We start from the raw sequence: 19,575 nt of genomic DNA, 5'->3' as shown, positions 1-19,575 counted from the left end.
TATCCTCATCCCCCTTCCTTCACTAGTATAACGAATTGGAAGCGTTTTTGGTTACAAAAATATAAAAAAATCGGAAATAATCCGATTTTTTATTCTTCATCAGCCTGAATTTCTCAGTCCAGTCGCAATTCCGTTGATGGTGATGTGAATCAATCTTTCTTCGTCAGGAGATAATTCTCCACGGCGTTGGCGTTTGATGAGTTCTAGCTGAATATAATTCAAGATATTAAAATAACGCATGCGATAGTCTAAACTGTCTCGTAAGTATGGATTTTCCTCCAACAGTTCATCAGATTCTTCAATAGCAAGAATGACATTCTTGGTCAACTGCCACTCATCTAAGATCGTGTAATAGATTTCTTGAACGTTTTCATCTTCGCATAATTTTGCATATTCAAAGGCAATATTCATATTCGACTTTGATAACACCATGTCCACATTGGACAAAAGCGATTGGAAGAAAGGCCAATTTTTATACATATTTCTCAAGAAAGCTAGATTTTCTTCTGGATTTTCATCAATAAATTCTTTAAAACTGGATCCAACACCGTACCAACCGGGGAACATCACCCGACTTTGTGACCATGAAAAGACCCACGGAATGGCACGCAAGCCACCAATTTCGGTAATGGTTTTACGCGCAGCCGGCCGCGAACCAATATTAAAGCTGGAAATAGCTTTGATTGGGCTTGATTCAAAGAAATAATCATAAAAATGTTTATTGCCAAAAACCAAATCACGATAAATTTGATAGCTTCGATCTACTACCTGATCCATAATATGCTCATAGCGTTTGGACGTGTTGGTATCACTTTTTTTCTTAGTAATCATACGGTTAATCGTTGCCGACACCAGCATTTCCAAATTGTAATAAGCAGCATCTTTATTTCCGTATTTATTGCCAATGACTTCTCCTTGTTCTGTCAGACGAATCCGATCGTTGATGCTGCGGAGAGGCTGAGAGGTAATGGCTTCATAAGTAGGTCCGCCACCACGACCGACCGTTCCACCACGACCATGGAAGAAGGTGATTTTCACACCAAATTCATCTCCAATAGCTGTCAGTTGCTGTTGAGCTTTATAGAGAGTCCAGCAGGATGATAAGTAACCACCATCTTTATTGCTGTCTGAATAACCCAGCATAATTTCTTGATAGTTGTTATTGGAGGCAATCCATTTCTGAGCGATTGGAAGAGATAAGTATTTCTTCATCGTGTCATAGGAATTATCCAAATCTTCAATGGTTTCAAAGAGCGGCACAATCTGTACACGCGCAAATTCTTTGTCAACGAGACCAACTTCCTTATGCATAACAGCCAACTCTAAAAGGTCAGACACACTTGTTGCATGAGAAATAATGGTTTGCTTAATAACCGCATCTCCTAGCTTGTCTTTCAACTCACGCGCCGTTTGAAAAATCTCTAATTCTTTTTGTAAAAGGGCTGATTTTTTAGTATGTGTTGCAGAGAGAATCCGTGGATCATAGAGAAGTTCATTCAGCAGGACGTGACATTTTTCATCCTCAGAAAGCTCACTATAATGCTCCACAATTCCCGCACTTGCTAGCAGCTCCGCAACGCAGGCCTCATGAACACTGGAATCTTGACGCATATCAATGGAAGCAAGGTAAAAGCCGAATACTTCCACCGCTTGCAACAATTCAGTAAATTCACCAGAAATCATTGCTTCGCCTTTATTTTCAAGAAGGGACTGCTTGATAGCTAACAAATCATGTTTAAATTCTTCAATTTTGTGGTAATGTGGCTCTGTTTTGATCTGGTCAATAAAGTAAGCCTTTGTATTTTCCAATTTTGTTTGAATATAGTAGAAAGCGCGGCGATACAACTCTTTTTCGCGGTAAATAGAATTATCTTCTGATAGATAAGCCATTTCCTGCACCGCTTCACTGACTTTTACGATACCCGTTGACAAAGAAAATTCACGATACAAATTGGCAATTTTCGTATCGTAATAGTTCATAATCACTTCGCATTGGGTCAAAGCGGATTTTTTCAACGTTTCAGATGTAACATACGGATTTCCATCTCGGTCGCCACCAATCCACATTCCCATTGTAATGGGGGTTGGATTTTTCAAGTCAATCCCATGCTTTTTGGCTAGACGCTTGTATTCTTCTGTTAGATTGGTCACCGCCTGTAAGAAAGAACTGTTGTAGTATTCCATCACATTGGTGATTTCATTGGTCACTTTTAATTTCTTCTCACGAATCATATCCGTGCGCATGATAATTTCGATATACCGCCGAAGATTGTTGTGCCATTTTTCTTCATTGAGCAAGCCCATTCGCACATCGCGGTATTTACGCAACAAGACATGAATGTGATTGGTTAAATCCAACATGGTCGTCCGTTGCACTTGAGTTGGGTGAGCTGTTAAAACAGGTACCACATTCAAATGATCTAAAATTTCAGCAGCATCTTCCTTTTCAGCAACTAAATCAATCGTTGTGGATAATTTTCCAAGATAATCTTGACCGACATTATTTTGATAGTTAATTTCAAAAGCCAAGTCAACATCTTCTGAAATATTGATTAAGAGCGGCAAAATCGAAAAATAACGTGAAATATAAGACATTTCCTTGTTCGATAGATTCTGAACAATTTCATTTAGTCCTTCGTAATTTCCAACTGTTGCCAATTCTTTTAAAGCAATGATTTTTTCAAAGGTTTCAGGACTTAGCATATTTTGTGTAACTTCTTCTAATAAGTCCGTCAAAATCGTAACTTCTTCTTTGATAACTTCTTTATTGCTGTAATTTTCTAATTTCTGAAGTGACATATTCTACACCTTTCAATAAGCTTTTGCTCAATCTAACGTTAGCGAATAACTCTGAAACCATAATTGGTTTCTTCTATTTCTCTGTATAAACTTTCTCGTTTTTCATTGGCATCAATGTTTAATACAAAAGCAATTGCTACGGATAATACCAACAAACTATTTCCACCTTGTGACAAGAACGGGAAAGTGACACCAGTTGAAGGGATCAAACCTGAAATTCCTCCAATATTGATAAACGTTTGTGTCAGCAGCATTCCACCAACGCCCAGAGCCATCATGGAATTGAACGGATCTTTCGCTCGAATCCCTACAAGGATAATCCGCAGAATAAGGAAAAACAAGAGAGCTAAAATCAAGCTGGCACCGATAAAGCCAAATTCCTCAATGACAATGGAAAAGACGAAGTCTGTCTGTGCTTCTGGTAAATAACCACGTTTTTCGATAGAGTTTCCTAATCCTAAACCAAACCAACCACCATTGCTCATGGCATAATAGGAATTGGCCAACTGGTGACCTGCGCCGGACAAATCCTTAAATGGATTAAAAAAGGCACTGAATCGTTTTGCCACATAGCCAAAAACAGGAACCTTAGCAACTTTTTCCACACCAATCAGCCAAATGCTTGTTAAAACAACTGTGGAAAGAGTAACCAATATCCCAAGAAGAGTTGAAAACCAACGATAACCAATCCCACTAACCGTTACCATGATTAAGGTCGTCAGCAAAAGAATGGTTGCATTTCCTAAATCGGGCAATACCGCTACGATTCCAATTAACACGATAACAAGAATACGCCAGTCGTTCAATGCACGCGGAATCAGTTGATTTCGTGTCAAAGCCTGATAGTCATAAGTTGCGATTTCATCTTGCTGATGAGAAAACCGCAGCGCTAAAAACCAGACCAGAATGATTTTTAAATATTCAGCTGGCTGGAGACTAACAGGACCAATATATAGCCAACCATGAGCTCCATTGATTCGCGTACCAATGACACGCGATAAAATTAAAAGCAAGATTTCCACAAAAATAACAATAACAATCAGTCGATTGTCTTTTAAGAAATCTAACTTTATTTTATAAATTAAAGCAATGGCAAGTAAACTGATTATCCAGAAACCTCCTTGACTTAAAACAGATCTGAGCGAATTTGCTCCTACCTGTACTAAAGTGGCACTTGATGTCGAATAAACAACTATCAATCCCAAAATAGATAAAATCAAATAAGGAATCAAAATGGAATAATTCAGTAGGTGGCGTTTATCAATTTTCATAGTTCACCTATTATTTTCAAATTTTCACCGAACATTATACCACTTTTCAGGGTAAAATAAAAGTATTTAACGAACGGCATTTTTGAAATCCTTTTGTTATCTAGGCTAAACTTTAACTAAAAAGAGGATAAGGCTATGAAGTTTGCTGCTACATTTTGAGCCTGAAAAAGTATTTATACACACATCGTTTGATTGTGTTCAATAAACCGCTTTCTTTAATATTTCAATTTGATGACAAATACTTATTTTCTACTAGTTTATTTTGCTTTTTATCTGACTTTACGTTAAAATAAATTTATATGAGAAAGAGGATTAAACCGCTTGTTGTCCTTGTCTTCTTTGTAAGCTTCATTGTGATTATTTTAGGAGCGAAGCATTATTCAGAAAGCAAGGAAACTAAACAGCAAAAGGCTGCCATTGAGCAATCATCAACGATCACTGCTAAACAGAGCGATGTTTCTGATTCTAACGAGGAAGATAAGGCCTACAAACCGATTATTGACTTATCAGGCTGGCAATTACCAAGTGATATCAATTATGATCAATTAGCAAAAAATATCTCTGGCGCCATTATACGCGTGCATAGCGGAGCACAAGCAAAAAAAGAAAATGCTGCTACACATCTAAATGGGATTGACAAGTCCTATCAACGACATATCGAAGAATTTCAAAAACGAAACATTCCTGTTGCTGTCTACGCTTATGTAGCTGGTAATAGCAAGAAGGAAATGCAAAAAGCGGCTGAAAGTTTTTATAAGGCTGCTTCAAAGTACAAACCAACTTACTACTGGCTGGACGTCGAAGAAAAGACTATGGAGGACATGAATGCTGGCGTTGAAGCTTTTCGTGCTAAGTTAGCATCATTAGGTGCTAAGAATATTGGAATTTATGTCGGCACCTATTTCCTTGAGGAACACAGTATTTCAACCAAGAAATTCACAGCTATTTGGATTCCAACTTATGGTCACAATGATGGTTATTACAATGCCGCTCCCAAGACCGACTTAAAATACGATTTACATCAATACACCTCACAAGGATCAATTAGCGGTTTTGCACATGATGTCGATCTCAATCAGCTGTCTCCTTTAAAAAATCAGACAAAAACGTTTGAAAAATTATTTGGTAAGGGAAAATAATGACTCTGTAATGGTTTTCAGCGAAAACTTTACAGAGTTTTTCTGTTCTTCTCGTCCAGTTAGCACTACTTTCTTGTTACTAAATATGTTATAATGACTAACAAAGAAAAGTTTAGGGAGTAATGAATGATTTCTTGGTTGATAAGAATTTTTAAAGGCGCTGTTATCGCGCTCGGATTTATTCTCCCCGGAGTATCTGGTGGAGTTCTAGCCGCTATTTTGGGGATTTATGAGCGGATGATTTATTTTCTAGCGCACATAAAGGAAAATTTTCGAGAAAATGTGCTTTATTTTTTACCCGTTGGCATTGGAATGGTTTTAGGAATTGCACTATTTTCCCTACCGGTTGAATATTTATTAGAGCATTATAAAATCATTGTTTTATGGGGATTTGCAGGAGCGATTATTGGTACGATCCCAAGTTTACTAAAGGAATCTACTAGAGAATCTGACCGCGACCAAACCGATGTCATTTGGTTCGTAGCCACTTTTTTCATCTCTGGGATTTGCTTGTATTTCCTCAATAGTTTCGTTGGAACGTTACCTGTAAATTTCTTGACTTTTATTTTGGCTGGTGCTTTAATTGCACTAGGAATTCTCGTTCCAGGTTTAAGTCCTTCAAATTTGCTCTTAATTTTGGGGCTGTATTCTCCGATGCTAACTGGTTTTAAATCTTTAGATATTTTAGGGACTTTTTTACCAATCGGAATTGGTGGTCTCCTCGCACTGGTGATTTTTTCAAAATCCATGAATTATGCTTTGGAAAATTATCATTCTCGAGTGTACCATTTTATCATTGGTATTGTCTTGTCTAGCACTGTTCTCATCTTGGTACCAAACCCTGGAAATAGCGAAAGTATTCATTATGCTAATACTTCTATCATCACTTTTGTTACTGCTGCGTTCTTCTTTGGTTTAGGAACTTGGCTGGGCGCTTGGATGAGTCAATTGGAGGAAAAGTATAAATAATGGCTAAAAAAGCAAAAATCAAGAAAACCTTAGTCGAACAGATCTTGACGAAAGCTAAGGTCAGCCACAGGGGACTTCAAATCAATGCTTTAGAAGGACAATTGCCCGAAGGAATAGAACGCTCACAGATTTATAAAACATTAGCCCTAACAGGCGATAAAACTGGAATGATTATTGGGATTTTGCCTATAACAGAACATCTTGCAGAAAAGAAATTGGCAAAAATATCTGGTAACAAAAAAGTCAGCATGATTCCGCAGAAGGATTTGGAAAAAACGACTGGTTATATTCATGGTGCAAATAATCCCGTCGGTATTCGTCAAAAGCACCACTTTCCTATTTATATTGACAATTCAGCTTTAACACGCAAGACTATTATCGTCTCAGCTGGAGAATTAGGACACAGTATTGAAATAAGCGCAAAGGATTTAGCTGATTTTGTCAAGGCGACCTTTGCAGATATAAAAGAGGATTCACAATAGAAAGGAACTTGTATGAAACTCTACTTCGTTCGACACGGAAAAACTCAATGGAATTTAGAAGGACGCTTTCAAGGAGCCAATGGTGATTCACCGCTGCTTGAGACTTCTATCGAAGAATTGCACTTACTTGGAAAACACATGTCTCATATCAAATTTGACAAAATTTTTTCAAGCGATTTACCACGCGCAATGGCGTCTGCACAGATTATCAATAGTGAAAATCATTTTTCACAAGTCGTTGAACCGCATGCCGAGTTACGTGAATGGCAACTCGGCTCCCTAGAAGGACAGAAAATTGCTACGATTACTGCTATCTACCCTCAGCAGATGCAAGCTTTCCGTCACAATCTGGCGAAATTTAACAATTCTATTTTTGGCGCGGAGTCGGTTTATCACACGACAAACCGAACGATTAACTTTATCAAATCACAAAAAGGACATTCTTATGAAAATCTTCTTTTTGTTGGTCATGGAGCGAATTTAACTGCTTCTTTACGTTTATTATTAGGTTATGACTTTGCTCAACTTCGTCAGCAGGGCGGTCTTACAAATGGAAGTGTCACCATTCTTGAAACACAAGATTTTGAGCATTTTACACTTCTTGATTGGAATAATGTTGACCACTTAGAAACAATTGAAACCGTGAGCGTATAAAATCACGGTTTTTCTTTATTTATAGGTGAATTTCTGCCTTATTTATGATAGAATGAGAAAGGTAAACTTTAGGAGGAAGAATATGACTACTGAACATATTGAAGAATTAAATGACCAGCAGCTGATTCGTCGTGAAAAAATGGCTGCTTTAGCAGAACAAGGTATTGACCCATTTGGTAAACGTTTTGAACGTACTGCAGATTCTGCCCAATTAAAAGAAAAATATAGTGATAAAACAAAAGAAGAGTTGCACGAATTAGCTGAAACGGCTACAATTGCTGGCCGCCTTATGACCAAGCGTGGCAAAGGAAAAGTCGGTTTTGCTCATATCCAAGACCGCGAAGGCCAAATTCAAATCTACGTCAGAAAAGATACTGTCGGCGAAGAGAATTATCAAATTTTCAAAAAAGCAGATATTGGCGACTTCCTTGGTATTGAAGGTGAGGTCATGCGTACAGATATGGGGGAACTTTCAATTAAAGCAACTCACATTACACACCTCTCTAAAGCACTTCGTCCATTGCCAGAAAAATTCCACGGACTGACAGACGTTGAAACGATTTATCGTAAACGGTATTTGGATTTGATTTCCAATCGTGAAAGTTTTGATCGCTTTGTGACTCGCAGCCGTATTGTTTCTGAAATCCGCCGCTATCTGGACAACCAAGGATTCCTTGAAGTTGAAACGCCTGTGCTACACAACGAAGCTGGTGGTGCTGCTGCTCGTCCGTTTATTACTCATCACAATGCACAAAATATTGACATGGTACTTCGTATCGCAACCGAATTGCACTTAAAACGCTTAATCGTCGGTGGTATGGAGCGTGTCTATGAAATGGGTCGCATTTTCCGAAATGAAGGAATGGACGCCACTCATAACCCTGAGTTCACTACAATTGAAGTTTATCAGGCTTATGCAGACTTTGAAGATATCATGGACTTGACAGAAGGAATTATCCAAAGTGCGGCGAAAGCTGTGACAGATGCTGAAAGTGTTCCTTATCAAGGTACTGAAATCTTTATCGGTCGCAAATTTGCACGCAAGCACATGCTAGAAGCCATTAAAGAACAAACTGGCATTGATTTCTGGAAAGATATGACTCTCGAAGAAGCGACTGCGCTGGCTAAGGAGCATCATGTAACGGTTGAAAAACACTTTACGGTTGGTCACATTATCAATGCTTTCTTTGAAGATTTCGTTGAAGATACCTTAATTCAGCCTACATTTATCTATGGTCATCCAGTAGAAGTGTCTCCGCTAGCTAAGAAAAATGCGGATGACCCACGCTTTACAGACCGCTTTGAACTCTTTATCGTTGGACGCGAATTTGCCAACGCCTTTACAGAGTTGAACGACCCAATCGACCAATTAGCGCGGTTTGAAGCGCAAGCCAAAGCTAAGGAACTCGGAGATGACGAAGCAACTGGCATTGACTACGATTACGTAGAAGCTCTTGAATACGGCATGCCACCAACTGGAGGTCTCGGAATTGGAATCGACCGCTTGATTATGCTGTTGACAGATGTCACCTCTATCCGTGATGTATTGCTTTTCCCTACGATGAAATAAATCGACAAAACGAGCGGCTCTTCTCAAACCGCTCGCTGTCAAATAGACATTAAAAAATAAAAGAAACACATCAATCTTGCCTCTCTTAAAATGATAGACAGGATTGCTGTGCTTTTTCTTTTACAGTTTAATTTCAAAATTATCTTGAAAAGGAGGAAGTTGAGTTAAATCATAAAATTCTCCCCTTGCATGCTTAAAACGAAATACTTCTAGAAAGGAACGCCCTTCTTCTGTTGGATAAATGTCATACATATAGGGATTCGCTGCAAGAAGTTCCTCCAGCTTTTCTTTGCCTATATGCTCTACCTGGCCTGTCAAAGTAATGGACTTGCGCTCCATGGTCCCATTCCCCTGTGTCATACCAGTCACCGACACACGTCCATCATCTTTCAAACGTTTAAACAATGACTTAAAGGAGGCTGTCAAGAAATAAACAGTCTGTCCATCTTCAAGCATCATATCCATAACAGAAGTATGAGGATTTCCTGCCTCATCAACTGTTGCCACTACAACCGAGTGAATCTCTTGAACCAAAGTTTTAAGGTAATCCATTATATTCCTCCTACTTAACCTTGCGCACCAAAAAAGCAATCCCATTTTGGTCGGTAACAAGGAGTTCTGACGAAGACAACCATTCACTTCTTCCGCCCTTTGCTTGAGCTTGTTCATGGATAGCAATCAATTGCTCCTTATCAGTTACTTCTGCGGTAAAATAGGCCAGACCCAGCTGGTCAGGTTGACGCTGTTCTAAATGAGGTCCTCCCCATTCATTAACGGCCAAATGGTGATGATAATCTCCAGAAGCAAGCCAACTAGCTGAAGGAAGGCTAAATTTTTCAGACAAGCCCAATACTGCTTGATAAAATTGGCTAGCAGATCTGCTATTGTTCACCGACAGGTGAATATGACCCATGCGAGTTCCTGTAGCGATCGTGAAAGGCTCTAGCTCCCGCCCCAGTTCATAAATGGCTTGAGCATCCAGCTCTTCGGTCACTCCGATAATCCGACCATCTTCACGAATATCCCACTCGGACACTGGCTTGTCCCAATAAAGCTCGATGCCATTTCCTTCTAAATCTTCCAGATAAATAGCTTCACTGTAACCATGATCTGCTCCTCCTACCAAAGGAATCTGATATTCGAGCAAATGTTTTAGAATATCAGCTAAGTCCTGACGAGAAGGCAAGAGAAACGCCATGTGATAAAGACCGTAAAGTTGACGAATCGGCGTTTTATCTTGAACTTCCCTCAAGTGTACTAAAGCTTTTTCGCCACGACCAAGAATGACTTCTTGTTCTGTCTGGAGCAAAATTTCCAGACCTAATATCTGATGATAAAAAGTTGTTTGTCGTTCAAGACTTTGAACATTGAGTACAACTTCAGCTAAATAAATATGACTTTTATATGGATAATCCATTACAGTTCTCCCAAATAAGTACAGAACGGTTACGCTCTCTATTTTCCTAAAACTGAAATCCGTTCTTGAATATGTTTTCCAGATTCGATTTCATCGACAAAGGCAATAGCGTAATCAGCATAAGAAATCTTACTTTCTCCTGCTTCATTAACTGTAAAGAAATCGCCCGCTAAGATATATTCACCCGTACGAGCACCATCTGGTATAAATTCTGCTGCTGGGCTGACAAAGGTCCAATTCAAATCTTTCTTTGTACGAAGCAAGTCCAATTCATCTGCTTGAGCACTAGCAAGTGGTTTATACTCTGCAGGAAATTCTGCTGTATCTACCAAGCGGACTTTCTTTTCCTTGTCAACATAAAGACTACCAGCACCACCCACAACTAGGAAACGCGTACTTGTTCCCGCCAACAAATCATTGAAATGCTCAATAGATTTGCTGTGAAGCGGCAACGTTTCTGGTGTCCAAGCACCAAAAGCTGTAACGACCACATCATAACCCGCCAAATCTTCTTTTGTCAAATCAAACAAGCCCTTTTTAAGTAGGTGCTGTGCTTGTGTTTTATTTTCAGAACGAACAATAGCTGTTACATCGTGTCCACGTTTTACAGCTTCCTCAACGATGAGTTGTCCTGCTTTTCCATTTGCTGCTACGACTGCGATTTTCATAGTGATTTCCTCCGAAATTGTTTGTTATTTTTAGTTGTAACTTTTTTTATTACAACTATAGTATACCACGTTTTATTGTAATGTCAATAGTTACAACTAAAAAGTTTTTGAAACTAAAAGAGACCTCAATTTTTATTAGAGATCTCTTTAATTTAATAGTAAAAATCATTTTATTCTAAATCACTTACATATTGGTCTACAGCCAAAATAGCCTGTGCAACATCTGAAGCAGAAATTTTAAAAGGCATTTGATGAATCGTTTCCCCTTCCATTGTTGCTTTCTTTCCAACTTTTAGTAAGTCGTCATAAATAGCATTTTCTAAATGCATTTCCGCCAAAGTCGTTGGCATGCCAATCTTCTGATAGAAACGAATGTATTTTTCCAACTCCTCTTTTGGACGATTTTCAAGAACAAGCTGCGTTAGAGTCCCATAAGCAACTTTCTCACCGTGAGTCAGATGATGAATCTCTCCAGTTAGTGCTGTAAATCCGTTGTGCACAGCATGAGCAGCAGCTAGACCACCGCTTTCAAAACAAACACCACTGAGAAGCGTATTAGCTTCAATAATATGTTCAAGAGCCGGTGTTACCACTTGTGCCTCACAAGCAGCCAGCGCCTGCAAACCATCCGCAAAAAGAGTTTCTTCGCATTTTTTGGCAATGGCAATAGCTGCTAGACTCTGCCTTTGTCCCAGCATTGTTAATCCATTTGACTGCATAACAGCTCGCGCTTCAACCCATGTTGCTAAGCCATCTGCGATTCCTGAAGCTAACAAGCGTCTCGGAGCCTGTGCAATAACTTTTGAATCTACTAAAACGAGCTCTGGATTCTTACTGTAGAAGATATATTTTTCAAATGCACCTTCCTCAGTATACATTACAGAAAGAGCTGAAGTCGGTACACCTGTTGAAGCAATGGTCGGTGCAATGACAACAGACACTTCTAATAAATCAGCAATCGCCTTGGCGCTGTCAATGGTTTTTCCTCCACCAAGCCCAATTACCAAATCTGCTCTTTCTTTTTCAGCTAAGGCAACTACTCGATTGATTTCATTGTCTGAAGCTTCGCCATTAAAGTTGACATGCAATACATGAAGCCCATAACGAGTAAGATAGGATTGGAACTTCTTTCCTACAATTTGATAAACAGTGTTATCACAAAGCAAAACTGGATGGTTTCCTAAGTTCAAAATCTGTTTTGCATTTTCAAATAAAGCATCTTCACCTTGAATATAGCGAGAAGGGCTTGCAAAAACTCTCATCAGCAACCTCTTTCTACCTAAAAATAGAGATTAGATATACTTTTGACCATGAATGAATGACCAATCTGCTGCAAAATCATCTACTGCCTTGGAGATAGATGGCATGGCAAAAGCTGATTCAAACACATCTGCGCCTGCTGTGATGGCTTGAGCACCATCTGCAAATGCTTGATTGACTTGACCTACATTCTTAAAGGAAGCCGCTAAGATTTTACTAGACGAACCTTCTAATGCAATCGCCGTTGATAATTGCTTAATGACTGCATCTGCATCAATGTTCAAGTTTTCCATTCGATTATAGTAAGGTGCTAAATAATCCGCACCAGCTTGAATGGCTAACAAACCTTGAAATGTTGTATAAATAGCCGTAGCTGTAATCTTATAACCATCTTCTTTTAAAGTCTTTATTGCAGCCAGACCGGCTTCTGTCACAGGGACTTTGATATAAATATTTTCACCGCAATTTATTCGAATTTTTTCGGCGTCTTTGATAATTCCTTCGTAATCTTTAGCAACGACTTGAACATGGATAGAGGGGACAGGACCAATCATTTCTCTGACCGTCTTTATCCTTTCAAAAAAATCAATCTCTCCTTCTTTCTTAGCAATCGTTGGATTAGAAGTGACACCAGCCAATGGTAAAATCTGCGACCATTTCCTGATTTCTTCTATATTTAAAGTATCAAGCATAAATTCCATATATAAATCCTCTTCTATAATGTATGTTCTGTACGTCCGATAATATCATCCTGAGTCGCCTTAGAAAGTACATTGAAGAATGCTGAATAACCTGCAACACGCACAATCAAATCACGGTGTTTTTCAGGATGTTTCTGAGCATCAATCAAAGTTTCTCGAGAAACAACATTGTATTGAATATGATAACCATGCAAACGATTAAAGAACGTACGAAGTAAAGCAATCAATTTCATTTTATCTTCTTCTTTAGACAAGGTCTGCGGATTGACTTTTTGATTCAATAGGACACCTCCGACAATCTCATCCGTTGGTAATTTTGAGACAGACTTCAAAACAGAAGTTGGACCGTTCTTATCCATATTATGTGATGGAGAGCATCCTTCTGCTAGCGGCGTACCTGCATTGCGACCGTCTGGTGTCGCCAATGTGCCACGTCCTTGCCCAACATTAGCAGAAATGGAAGATGTCCCTGAATAGCGAATACCACCAATCGGTCCACGTCCGTAACGCGTGTTCGGGTATTTGGCAATTTCGTCCACATAAATATCATAAGCATCTGTAACCAGCTTATCAGCATAGTCATCATCATTGCCGTACTTCGGTGCATCAGAAATCAACATTTTTTGAATTTCCTTGCCACGTTCACCCGCATAATCCGTTTCCAGCGCATGCCACAACTCAGCAGTGGTTAATCGTTTTTCTTCAAAGACTAATTTCTTAATAGCTGCTAAAGAATCTGAAAGATTAGCAATTCCAACCTGCAAGCCAGAAATATAGTCATAAACTGCTCCGCCTTCTTTCAAATGCTTGCCGCGACCAATACAATCATCCGTAAGTGCCGAGCAGAGAATATCTGGTACTTCTCTTTCCAGAGAAAGGTCAATCGCATTTTCAACAATAACACTCATTCGAGTTAGATAACGCAAGGTCTTATCCCAAGCCGTTTGTAATTCGGCAAAACTCTTCATATCTTTGAAATGTCCAAAACTTGGCGCAAAACGTTTGCCAGATGCCGGATCAATCCCGTCATTCATGGTGATTAAGAGCACTTTCGGAAAATTCATATAGCTCATACCCGTGCAACGATAACCCCATTTACCAGGTACAGCGGTCTCAACACAGCCAATCGCACTATAGTCATAAGCATCCTCTTCCAAAACACCTTTGGCGATAAAGGACGGAATGATAATCTCGTCATTATTGAAAGCAGGCATTCCAAATCCCAGCTTCATAACCTCAATACATTCGTTCATAAAACGAGCATCCAAGCCAGCATGATAACGAACCGTTAAGTTTGGCTGTGGCAAATGCGTCTGCGCAACAGATTTCAAAACCAGATAAGAAAGAGGATTTACAGCATCCTTCTTATCACGTGTTTGCCCACCAATTGTCACATTTTGATACAAAGGACTACCAGCAGACGAGAAGGTATGAGCCTGACTGCGTACTTTATTGATAGTAATAGTCTTAATCCAGAGATTGGTTAAACGTTCGACAATGCTCTCTTCTGTCTCACGACCAGCTTCCAAGTCCGCCTTGACATAAGGATACATGTATTGGTCAAAACGTCCATAAGAGAGGGAGTGACCATTAGACTCAATCTGTAAAATGCACTGGATAAACCAAACAGACTGGATAGCTTCAGCAAACGTTTCAGCCGGTTCGTAAGGCACTTTGGAACAAATGCGAGCAATTTCCAATAATTCCTGACGACGTTTTGGAGTCGCATGCTCTGCCAACTCAGTTGCTAACGCAACAAAACGATCTGCATAAGTTTTGACAGCCTCTATGACAATAAAAATTGAATCATAAAAATGATATTTATCAATACTGCTTGGATCTGTTAAGTCAAGAGCAGCTTTTGCCGCACGCACCCTCTCTTCAAAACCTTTCAAACCATACTGGAGCAATTTTTGATAGTTAACCGCTAAGTGAGCGTCACCCGAGTTCATCTTGCCCTCCATGCCAAAGAAGCCTGTTTCCATATACACTTGTACTTCATCTGGCAAAAGAGCACCTGCTCTAGCACGGAGATTGTTATTTTCCCAGAACGGAGCAATATTGCGCAGCTGTTCCTTAGTTTCTTCTGTGATATAAAAGACATCACCGTCTCGTTTTTCAAACAAATCGAGTTCATTCAGAACAAATTCCAAAGTGTACTCCGGAAAAATCGGCGCATCTTTATTGGATGAAGCTTGATTTCCGACAATCATCGTTTCATCTTCAATATAAAGTGTCATATTTTCCAAAATTTCCTTGAGCATATAAGCGCGCTTCAAAACATTCGGTTTTTCCTTGTGTTCTTGATAAGCTTTTGTTGCTAAGACAGCTCGCTCTGCATCAATATATGGTTTTTTGTCTAACACATCTTCCCGATATTTGTTCATTCGGTCGGTTAAACTACCAAAATAACCTGTCTTTATCGTTGTCTTTTCTACTTCCTTTACCTTAATCATCACAACACAACCTTTCTTATGAAATTATTTTATTTACTTTCGTAACTATCATACCATGTAAATTATAATAATGCAATGATTTATCAGCTGTTTCATTATTTATCTTTTTTTGCACATTTGTGCCCAAATAATATCAGAATGGCTTGCTATAAATGTAGATTATTCTTGTACATTTAATTCATTGCTATAGGCAAGATTGTCTTGGAATTTAAAGAATGGGAAGTAGATAAGAGTTGACATGGCTAAAATGATAACTTGGATGACTGCACCTTGCCATCCTGCTACCAAGAAACCAGAAATAATAGCTGGCGTGCTCCACGGTAGGGTCACTCCTGAAAATGGCTGCATAAAACCAATCGCTATAGAACCATAAACAATTACAGCTGCAAAAACCGGTACCAGAATAAATGGCAAGAACATGACAGGATTCATGACAATCGGAAAACCAAAGACAACCGGTTCATTGACATTGAAGATTGCTGGGAAAGCAGCAACTTTCCCCAGTGCTTTGTATTGCTTAGACTTAGCTGCAAAAAGCATCGCCACCACCAAGCCAAAAGTAATACCAGAACCAGACAAAATGAGGAAACTATCCAAGAATTGCTGAGTAACAATGTGAGCTCCTTTGTCGACAGATAACTTTCCAGCAGCAAGCAAGGCTTTATTAGCATCCAGATTTGAAAGCAAGAGAGCAGTTACTACACCATTGACAACGGATTGCCCGTGCACACCAAACCACCACAAGAAAGATATGAAAAAGGCGATACCGATTGCCCCGTAAAGAGAACCAGTCAACCCTTGCAGCGGTACTTGGATAACACCGTAAATCATTTCGATGAAAGTACCACCCTTTGTCAGCATTTTAGCAAGGATATAAACCACCATAGAAAGGAAGAAAATCACAAAAGCAGGAATCATAGCCTCAAATTGTTTGGCAATCGCTTGAGGGACTTGCTCTGGCATCTTAATAACAATATGCTTCTGAATGAACATTGTATAAATACTGCCAACAACCAAGCCAATGATAATAGCTCCGATAATCCCTTGACCACCAAACCAGATCTTTGTAATAGCATCTGCAATCGCTTCTCCTTTTTCCGGCACATAAGATGATTTTAAAAGAATGAAGAAAGAAGACACAGATAGAACACCTGCTGGTAGCGGCTCTACACCACTATTTTTAGCATAAGAATAGCCAATTGAGAAACAGGAAATCAACCCCATAATTGCAAATGTTCCTGAATAAACCTGCATAAATGGCTCCGTCCAGTCTTTCCCGAAGACACCTGCAATCGTTTGATTTAGCCCTTCAAACGGCAGCTGTCCAACAATCAGAAAGATACTTCCGACAACCGTCAAAGGCAAAATTGCCAACATACCGTCCTTCAAAGCAATAATGCCGCGCATATTCACAAATTTCATAATAGGGGTAATGATTTTTTGAGCATCTATTTTAGCCATCGTCAAACTCCTTGTTCTTGTTGCAATAAGCTCAATGCCAGATTCAAAACTTTTTTGCCATCTAACATTCCATAATCCGCCATTGGAATCACTGCAATTGGAATATGATGTTCATCACAAATAAGTTTAGACTTCTCTAAAGTATAGGCCACTTGTGGTCCCAACAAAGCAATATCTAAATTTGGAGCATATTCAGCCAACTTTCCTTGGGAATAAGCCTCAATTTCTGCATCTAAACCAAGCTCTGTAGCTGAAATTTTCATATTATTGACCAACATGCCAGTTGAAAAGCCAGCAGCACAAAACAATCCGATTTTTACCATGATTGGTTCCTCCTAAATAATGGTTTTTATTTTACTGTTTTAATTCTTTTCGTAAATCAATGATTTCTTTAATTAAATTGACCTCTGTGATACTTGTCATTAAGTGATCCTGAGAATGAACAAAGAGAGCAGAAATTTCTGTTTTAGTTCCACTAGCCTCTTGAGCCAAAAATTCCGTTTGCATATTATGGGCTTCCAACAAAGCGTTATCTGCAAGTTCTACCTCTTTATCGCTCTCTGCAAATTTTCCTTCTTTTGCATAAGACAAAGCCTGATAGATGTGCTGTTTGGCATCTCCTGCATTGAGGATAAGCCCCATAATAATTTGATCTGGTACGATGACTTCCATTCGTATCCTCCTTTAAAATTTCTTAGTTTACGTAAGCTTAAAACTTGCTTTTAAAAGCGCTTACATTTCTTTCGTAATTAAAATTTAACACCTTTCATGTAAATAGTCAATATTTATCTAGCAAATATTCTCGTTAATTTCAAAAACGCACATTTGTGCAGAAAGCTAAATAAAAAAAACAGATAGATTCTGGTTTTGGAAGTACACTTAAAATGTAGTAGACTGATCTAATTCTAACACTTTTAAAATCGTTTGCTCATCTGTGACTAAATAGTTAATATAGCCGGCACGAAGAGCCGATAGAAGAGCTTGTGCTTTGTAGTCACCGTAAGCAAACGCAAATGTATTGGGAATCGTCTTTAATTTATCTAATGAAATTGCAATGGTTCTATCTTGCAGTTCTTCATAAATAGCTTGTCCATTCTTATCAAAGAAGCGACAGCAAATCTCACCTGCTGCATCAAGCTGTTTCAGCTTCGAAAAATCTTCTGAAGTCAACATATCCAGCCATTGACGATTTTTTTCTTCAACCTGACCACCGATACCGATAACAGCTACATCAAGTTCCTGCCAGCTCTTTTTTAAATCTTCAAAATATTTAGAAGAAAGAATACCTTTGGCTAACTCTTTATTTTCTTGAATAATGGTCGCGTTTATAAATCGACAATCGCCATGATACTTACCAGCCATACTGTAAATCAAAGTATTAACATGATAGCGAGCATGTATATGACTAGGACCACCAGCCAAAGGATAAAAATGAATGTTCTTTAAGTGGCGAGCGCCTAAATGTTCCACCAAAAGGCTCAGGCTCTTTCCCCAGGAAAATCCTACTTTCATATTATCGGTTAGTAACCCTCTAAGCATGCCTGCTGCAGCCTGTGCCAATTTTTGCTCCAGTTCAGATGAAGAAAGGTCTAAATCATTACTGACAAGCTCTATTCCTTTGAGATTGTACCTTTTCTTAACATGATTTTCTACTTGGAATAAATGTGTATCAAAATTTTCAATCTCAATTTTCACAATTCCTTCTTTTTTAGCTTCTGCTAGCATACGACTGATAGTTGTTCGATAAATCCCTGTTTCTGCTGCTATCTGTGCTTGATTTTTTTCCTCTATATAGTAAAGGTAAGCTACTTTGGCAAGCAATTTCTTTCTATCATTTTTCATGATGAATCCTCTTCAAATCAGATTAGGGTCAACTTAATTTTGGCAGCTTCTAATTTACGGACAAGTGCATCAGAAATACCTGAATCCGTGATGACCTGAGCGACCTGTTTCAGTCCAAAGCGCTTAACTGTTCCACTCTTTGCAAATTTACTAGAATCTGTCAAAACAATTAATTCATCTGACGCTTCAGACATATATTGTACCACTTCACTACGCATCAAATCTTTTCCAGTAAAGCCAAGTTCTTCATCATAACCATCAGTTCCTACAAAAGCATGTTTTACATGAAAAAATTGAATCATCTCTTTTAGCAAAGGCCCTACAGTTACTCGAGAATCTTTTTGAAATTCTCCACCAAGCAAAAGAATTGTACAGGAATCATAATTTCTCACATAATCTGCGATAAAATAAGAATTCGTAACAATTTTAACATTTCGCTTTGTTTGGCAGATTTCTTCTGCCAATAAAGCACAAGTCGAACCGGACTCAATGATAATAGTCTCATTGTCTTTTACTAACTTAGCTGCTTCTTTTGCAATGCTGCGTTTTGTATTATAGTGAAAAGACAATCTGACATTTAGATCATCGTCACTATTCAAAACTGCATAGCCATGCTCACGGTGTAATAATCCTTTAGACTCTAGTTTATCTAAGTCTTTTCTAATTGTTACTTTCGAAACATGCAAAGTTTCAGATAATGTATTGACATCAATCTTTTCATACTGTGAAACTAGGTTAATAATTTCATCTAATCTTTCCATATTGTCACCTCTTTCTTATTTTAACAGAATTCATGAAATAAATAAAATAAAAATATCTTTCGTTCGTAATTGTATTTCTTTCGTTTGTATGATAAAATAAAATCATAAAAAGAAAAGGAGACTTT

General features: G+C 38.6%; 18 protein-coding genes. 5 read left to right on the top strand and 13 right to left on the bottom strand.

Annotated elements, in window-relative coordinates:
• Nucleotides 1-99: 99 nt before the first annotated feature.
• Nucleotides 100-2,799, bottom strand: coding sequence for a phosphoenolpyruvate carboxylase (gene ppc / locus FQ204_RS04075; protein WP_144208924.1), 2,700 nt, complete (start codon nucleotides 2,797-2,799; stop codon nucleotides 100-102).
• A 38-nt stretch (nucleotides 2,800-2,837) separates the two neighbouring features.
• Nucleotides 2,838-4,070, bottom strand: coding sequence for a cell division peptidoglycan polymerase FtsW (gene ftsW, locus FQ204_RS04070; protein WP_144208921.1), 1,233 nt, complete (start codon nucleotides 4,068-4,070; stop codon nucleotides 2,838-2,840).
• A gap of 299 nt (nucleotides 4,071-4,369) precedes the next feature.
• Here ftsW and FQ204_RS04065 point away from each other — a divergent pair, with 299 nt between their 5' ends.
• The 5 genes from FQ204_RS04065 (at nucleotide 4,370) to lysS (ending at nucleotide 8,884) form a co-directional block, all read left to right on the top strand.
• Entirely contained in the window at nucleotides 4,370-5,209 is an 840-nt protein-coding gene (locus FQ204_RS04065; protein WP_144208919.1) for a glycoside hydrolase family 25 protein, read from the top strand.
• Between the two features lie 126 nt (nucleotides 5,210-5,335).
• Nucleotides 5,336-6,178 carry a DUF368 domain-containing protein gene (locus FQ204_RS04060; protein ID WP_144208916.1) on the top strand — a complete coding sequence of 281 codons (843 nt, stop codon included), beginning with the start codon at nucleotides 5,336-5,338 and terminating at the stop codon, nucleotides 6,176-6,178.
• Complete coding sequence (locus FQ204_RS04055) at nucleotides 6,178-6,660, top strand: aminoacyl-tRNA deacylase (RefSeq protein ID WP_144208913.1); 483 nt, start codon at nucleotides 6,178-6,180, stop codon at nucleotides 6,658-6,660. Before FQ204_RS04060 ends, FQ204_RS04055 begins: the two co-directional genes overlap by 1 nt.
• Nucleotides 6,661-6,672: 12 nt before the next feature.
• Nucleotides 6,673-7,314 carry a histidine phosphatase family protein gene (locus tag FQ204_RS04050; RefSeq protein WP_144208910.1) on the top strand — a complete coding sequence of 214 codons (642 nt, stop codon included), beginning with the start codon at nucleotides 6,673-6,675 and terminating at the stop codon, nucleotides 7,312-7,314.
• Nucleotides 7,315-7,396: 82 nt separating this feature from the next.
• Nucleotides 7,397-8,884 (top strand): lysine--tRNA ligase, encoded by a 1,488-nt coding sequence (gene lysS, locus FQ204_RS04045; protein ID WP_144208907.1) that lies wholly within the window; start codon nucleotides 7,397-7,399, stop codon nucleotides 8,882-8,884.
• Between the two features lie 120 nt (nucleotides 8,885-9,004).
• On the opposite strand, the gene FQ204_RS04040 is transcribed toward lysS, so the two are convergent.
• The 11 genes from FQ204_RS04040 to FQ204_RS03990 all read right to left on the bottom strand — a co-directional run bounded on the left by FQ204_RS04040 (nucleotide 9,005) and on the right by FQ204_RS03990 (nucleotide 19,450).
• The gene (locus tag FQ204_RS04040; protein WP_144208903.1) at nucleotides 9,005-9,436 is read right to left on the bottom strand and encodes a pyridoxamine 5'-phosphate oxidase family protein; all 432 of its coding nucleotides are present in this window, start codon (nucleotides 9,434-9,436) and stop codon (nucleotides 9,005-9,007) included.
• Between the two features lie 10 nt (nucleotides 9,437-9,446).
• Nucleotides 9,447-10,301, bottom strand: a complete 855-nt coding sequence (locus FQ204_RS04035; protein ID WP_144208900.1) for a VOC family protein — start codon at nucleotides 10,299-10,301, stop codon at nucleotides 9,447-9,449.
• Between the two features lie 38 nt (nucleotides 10,302-10,339).
• A complete protein-coding gene (locus FQ204_RS04030) occupies nucleotides 10,340-10,969 on the bottom strand; it encodes an NAD(P)-dependent oxidoreductase (protein WP_144208897.1) in 630 nt (209 codons plus the stop codon).
• 170 nt (nucleotides 10,970-11,139) lie between these two features.
• The gene (locus tag FQ204_RS04025) at nucleotides 11,140-12,231 is read right to left on the bottom strand and encodes a glycerol dehydrogenase (protein ID WP_144208894.1); all 1,092 of its coding nucleotides are present in this window, start codon (nucleotides 12,229-12,231) and stop codon (nucleotides 11,140-11,142) included.
• 30 nt (nucleotides 12,232-12,261) lie between these two features.
• Nucleotides 12,262-12,930 (bottom strand): fructose-6-phosphate aldolase, encoded by a 669-nt coding sequence (locus FQ204_RS04020; RefSeq protein WP_144208891.1) that lies wholly within the window; start codon nucleotides 12,928-12,930, stop codon nucleotides 12,262-12,264.
• Nucleotides 12,931-12,944: 14 nt separating this feature from the next.
• Nucleotides 12,945-15,386, bottom strand: a complete 2,442-nt coding sequence (locus tag FQ204_RS04015; RefSeq protein ID WP_144208888.1) for a glycyl radical protein — start codon at nucleotides 15,384-15,386, stop codon at nucleotides 12,945-12,947.
• Between the two features lie 159 nt (nucleotides 15,387-15,545).
• On the bottom strand, nucleotides 15,546-16,847 hold the full coding sequence (locus FQ204_RS04010; RefSeq protein WP_144208885.1) for a PTS sugar transporter subunit IIC: 1,302 nt from the start codon (nucleotides 16,845-16,847) through the stop codon (nucleotides 15,546-15,548).
• Nucleotides 16,848-16,849: 2 nt separating this feature from the next.
• Entirely contained in the window at nucleotides 16,850-17,170 is a 321-nt protein-coding gene (locus FQ204_RS04005) for a PTS sugar transporter subunit IIB (protein ID WP_144208882.1), read from the bottom strand.
• A 31-nt stretch (nucleotides 17,171-17,201) separates the two neighbouring features.
• Entirely contained in the window at nucleotides 17,202-17,519 is a 318-nt protein-coding gene (locus FQ204_RS04000; RefSeq protein WP_144208879.1) for a PTS lactose/cellobiose transporter subunit IIA, read from the bottom strand.
• Between the two features lie 207 nt (nucleotides 17,520-17,726).
• Nucleotides 17,727-18,689 (bottom strand): sugar-binding transcriptional regulator, encoded by a 963-nt coding sequence (locus FQ204_RS03995; protein ID WP_144208877.1) that lies wholly within the window; start codon nucleotides 18,687-18,689, stop codon nucleotides 17,727-17,729.
• A gap of 17 nt (nucleotides 18,690-18,706) precedes the next feature.
• Nucleotides 18,707-19,450, bottom strand: coding sequence for a DeoR/GlpR family DNA-binding transcription regulator (locus FQ204_RS03990; RefSeq protein ID WP_144208874.1), 744 nt, complete (start codon nucleotides 19,448-19,450; stop codon nucleotides 18,707-18,709).
• Nucleotides 19,451-19,575 lie beyond the last annotated feature (125 nt).

This window comes from Streptococcus constellatus (assembly GCF_902167705.1).
In the GTDB taxonomy this organism is placed as follows: Bacteria; Bacillota; Bacilli; order Lactobacillales; family Streptococcaceae; genus Streptococcus; species Streptococcus constellatus_A.
The sequence above is the reverse complement of the archived record's forward strand: the minus strand, read 5'-3'. Positions and strand labels throughout refer to the sequence as shown.

Excerpts from the sequence above, each read along its gene's own strand:
- ppc (WP_144208924.1), bottom strand. The coding sequence starts at position 2,799 with ATGTCACTTCAGAAATTAGAAAATTACAGCAATAAAGAAGTTATCAAA.
- ftsW (WP_144208921.1), bottom strand. The coding sequence starts at position 4,070 with ATGAAAATTGATAAACGCCACCTACTGAATTATTCCATTTTGATTCCT.
- FQ204_RS04065 (WP_144208919.1), top strand. The coding sequence starts at position 4,370 with ATGAGAAAGAGGATTAAACCGCTTGTTGTCCTTGTCTTCTTTGTAAGC.
- FQ204_RS04060 (WP_144208916.1), top strand. The coding sequence starts at position 5,336 with ATGATTTCTTGGTTGATAAGAATTTTTAAAGGCGCTGTTATCGCGCTC.
- FQ204_RS04055 (WP_144208913.1), top strand. The coding sequence starts at position 6,178 with ATGGCTAAAAAAGCAAAAATCAAGAAAACCTTAGTCGAACAGATCTTG.
- FQ204_RS04050 (WP_144208910.1), top strand. The coding sequence starts at position 6,673 with ATGAAACTCTACTTCGTTCGACACGGAAAAACTCAATGGAATTTAGAA.
- lysS (WP_144208907.1), top strand. The coding sequence starts at position 7,397 with ATGACTACTGAACATATTGAAGAATTAAATGACCAGCAGCTGATTCGT.
- FQ204_RS04040 (WP_144208903.1), bottom strand. The coding sequence starts at position 9,436 with ATGGATTACCTTAAAACTTTGGTTCAAGAGATTCACTCGGTTGTAGTG.
- FQ204_RS04035 (WP_144208900.1), bottom strand. The coding sequence starts at position 10,301 with ATGGATTATCCATATAAAAGTCATATTTATTTAGCTGAAGTTGTACTC.
- FQ204_RS04030 (WP_144208897.1), bottom strand. The coding sequence starts at position 10,969 with ATGAAAATCGCAGTCGTAGCAGCAAATGGAAAAGCAGGACAACTCATC.
- FQ204_RS04025 (WP_144208894.1), bottom strand. The coding sequence starts at position 12,231 with ATGAGAGTTTTTGCAAGCCCTTCTCGCTATATTCAAGGTGAAGATGCT.
- FQ204_RS04020 (WP_144208891.1), bottom strand. The coding sequence starts at position 12,930 with ATGGAATTTATGCTTGATACTTTAAATATAGAAGAAATCAGGAAATGG.
- FQ204_RS04015 (WP_144208888.1), bottom strand. The coding sequence starts at position 15,386 with ATGATTAAGGTAAAGGAAGTAGAAAAGACAACGATAAAGACAGGTTAT.
- FQ204_RS04010 (WP_144208885.1), bottom strand. The coding sequence starts at position 16,847 with ATGGCTAAAATAGATGCTCAAAAAATCATTACCCCTATTATGAAATTT.
- FQ204_RS04005 (WP_144208882.1), bottom strand. The coding sequence starts at position 17,170 with ATGGTAAAAATCGGATTGTTTTGTGCTGCTGGCTTTTCAACTGGCATG.
- FQ204_RS04000 (WP_144208879.1), bottom strand. The coding sequence starts at position 17,519 with ATGGAAGTCATCGTACCAGATCAAATTATTATGGGGCTTATCCTCAAT.
- FQ204_RS03995 (WP_144208877.1), bottom strand. The coding sequence starts at position 18,689 with ATGAAAAATGATAGAAAGAAATTGCTTGCCAAAGTAGCTTACCTTTAC.
- FQ204_RS03990 (WP_144208874.1), bottom strand. The coding sequence starts at position 19,450 with ATGGAAAGATTAGATGAAATTATTAACCTAGTTTCACAGTATGAAAAG.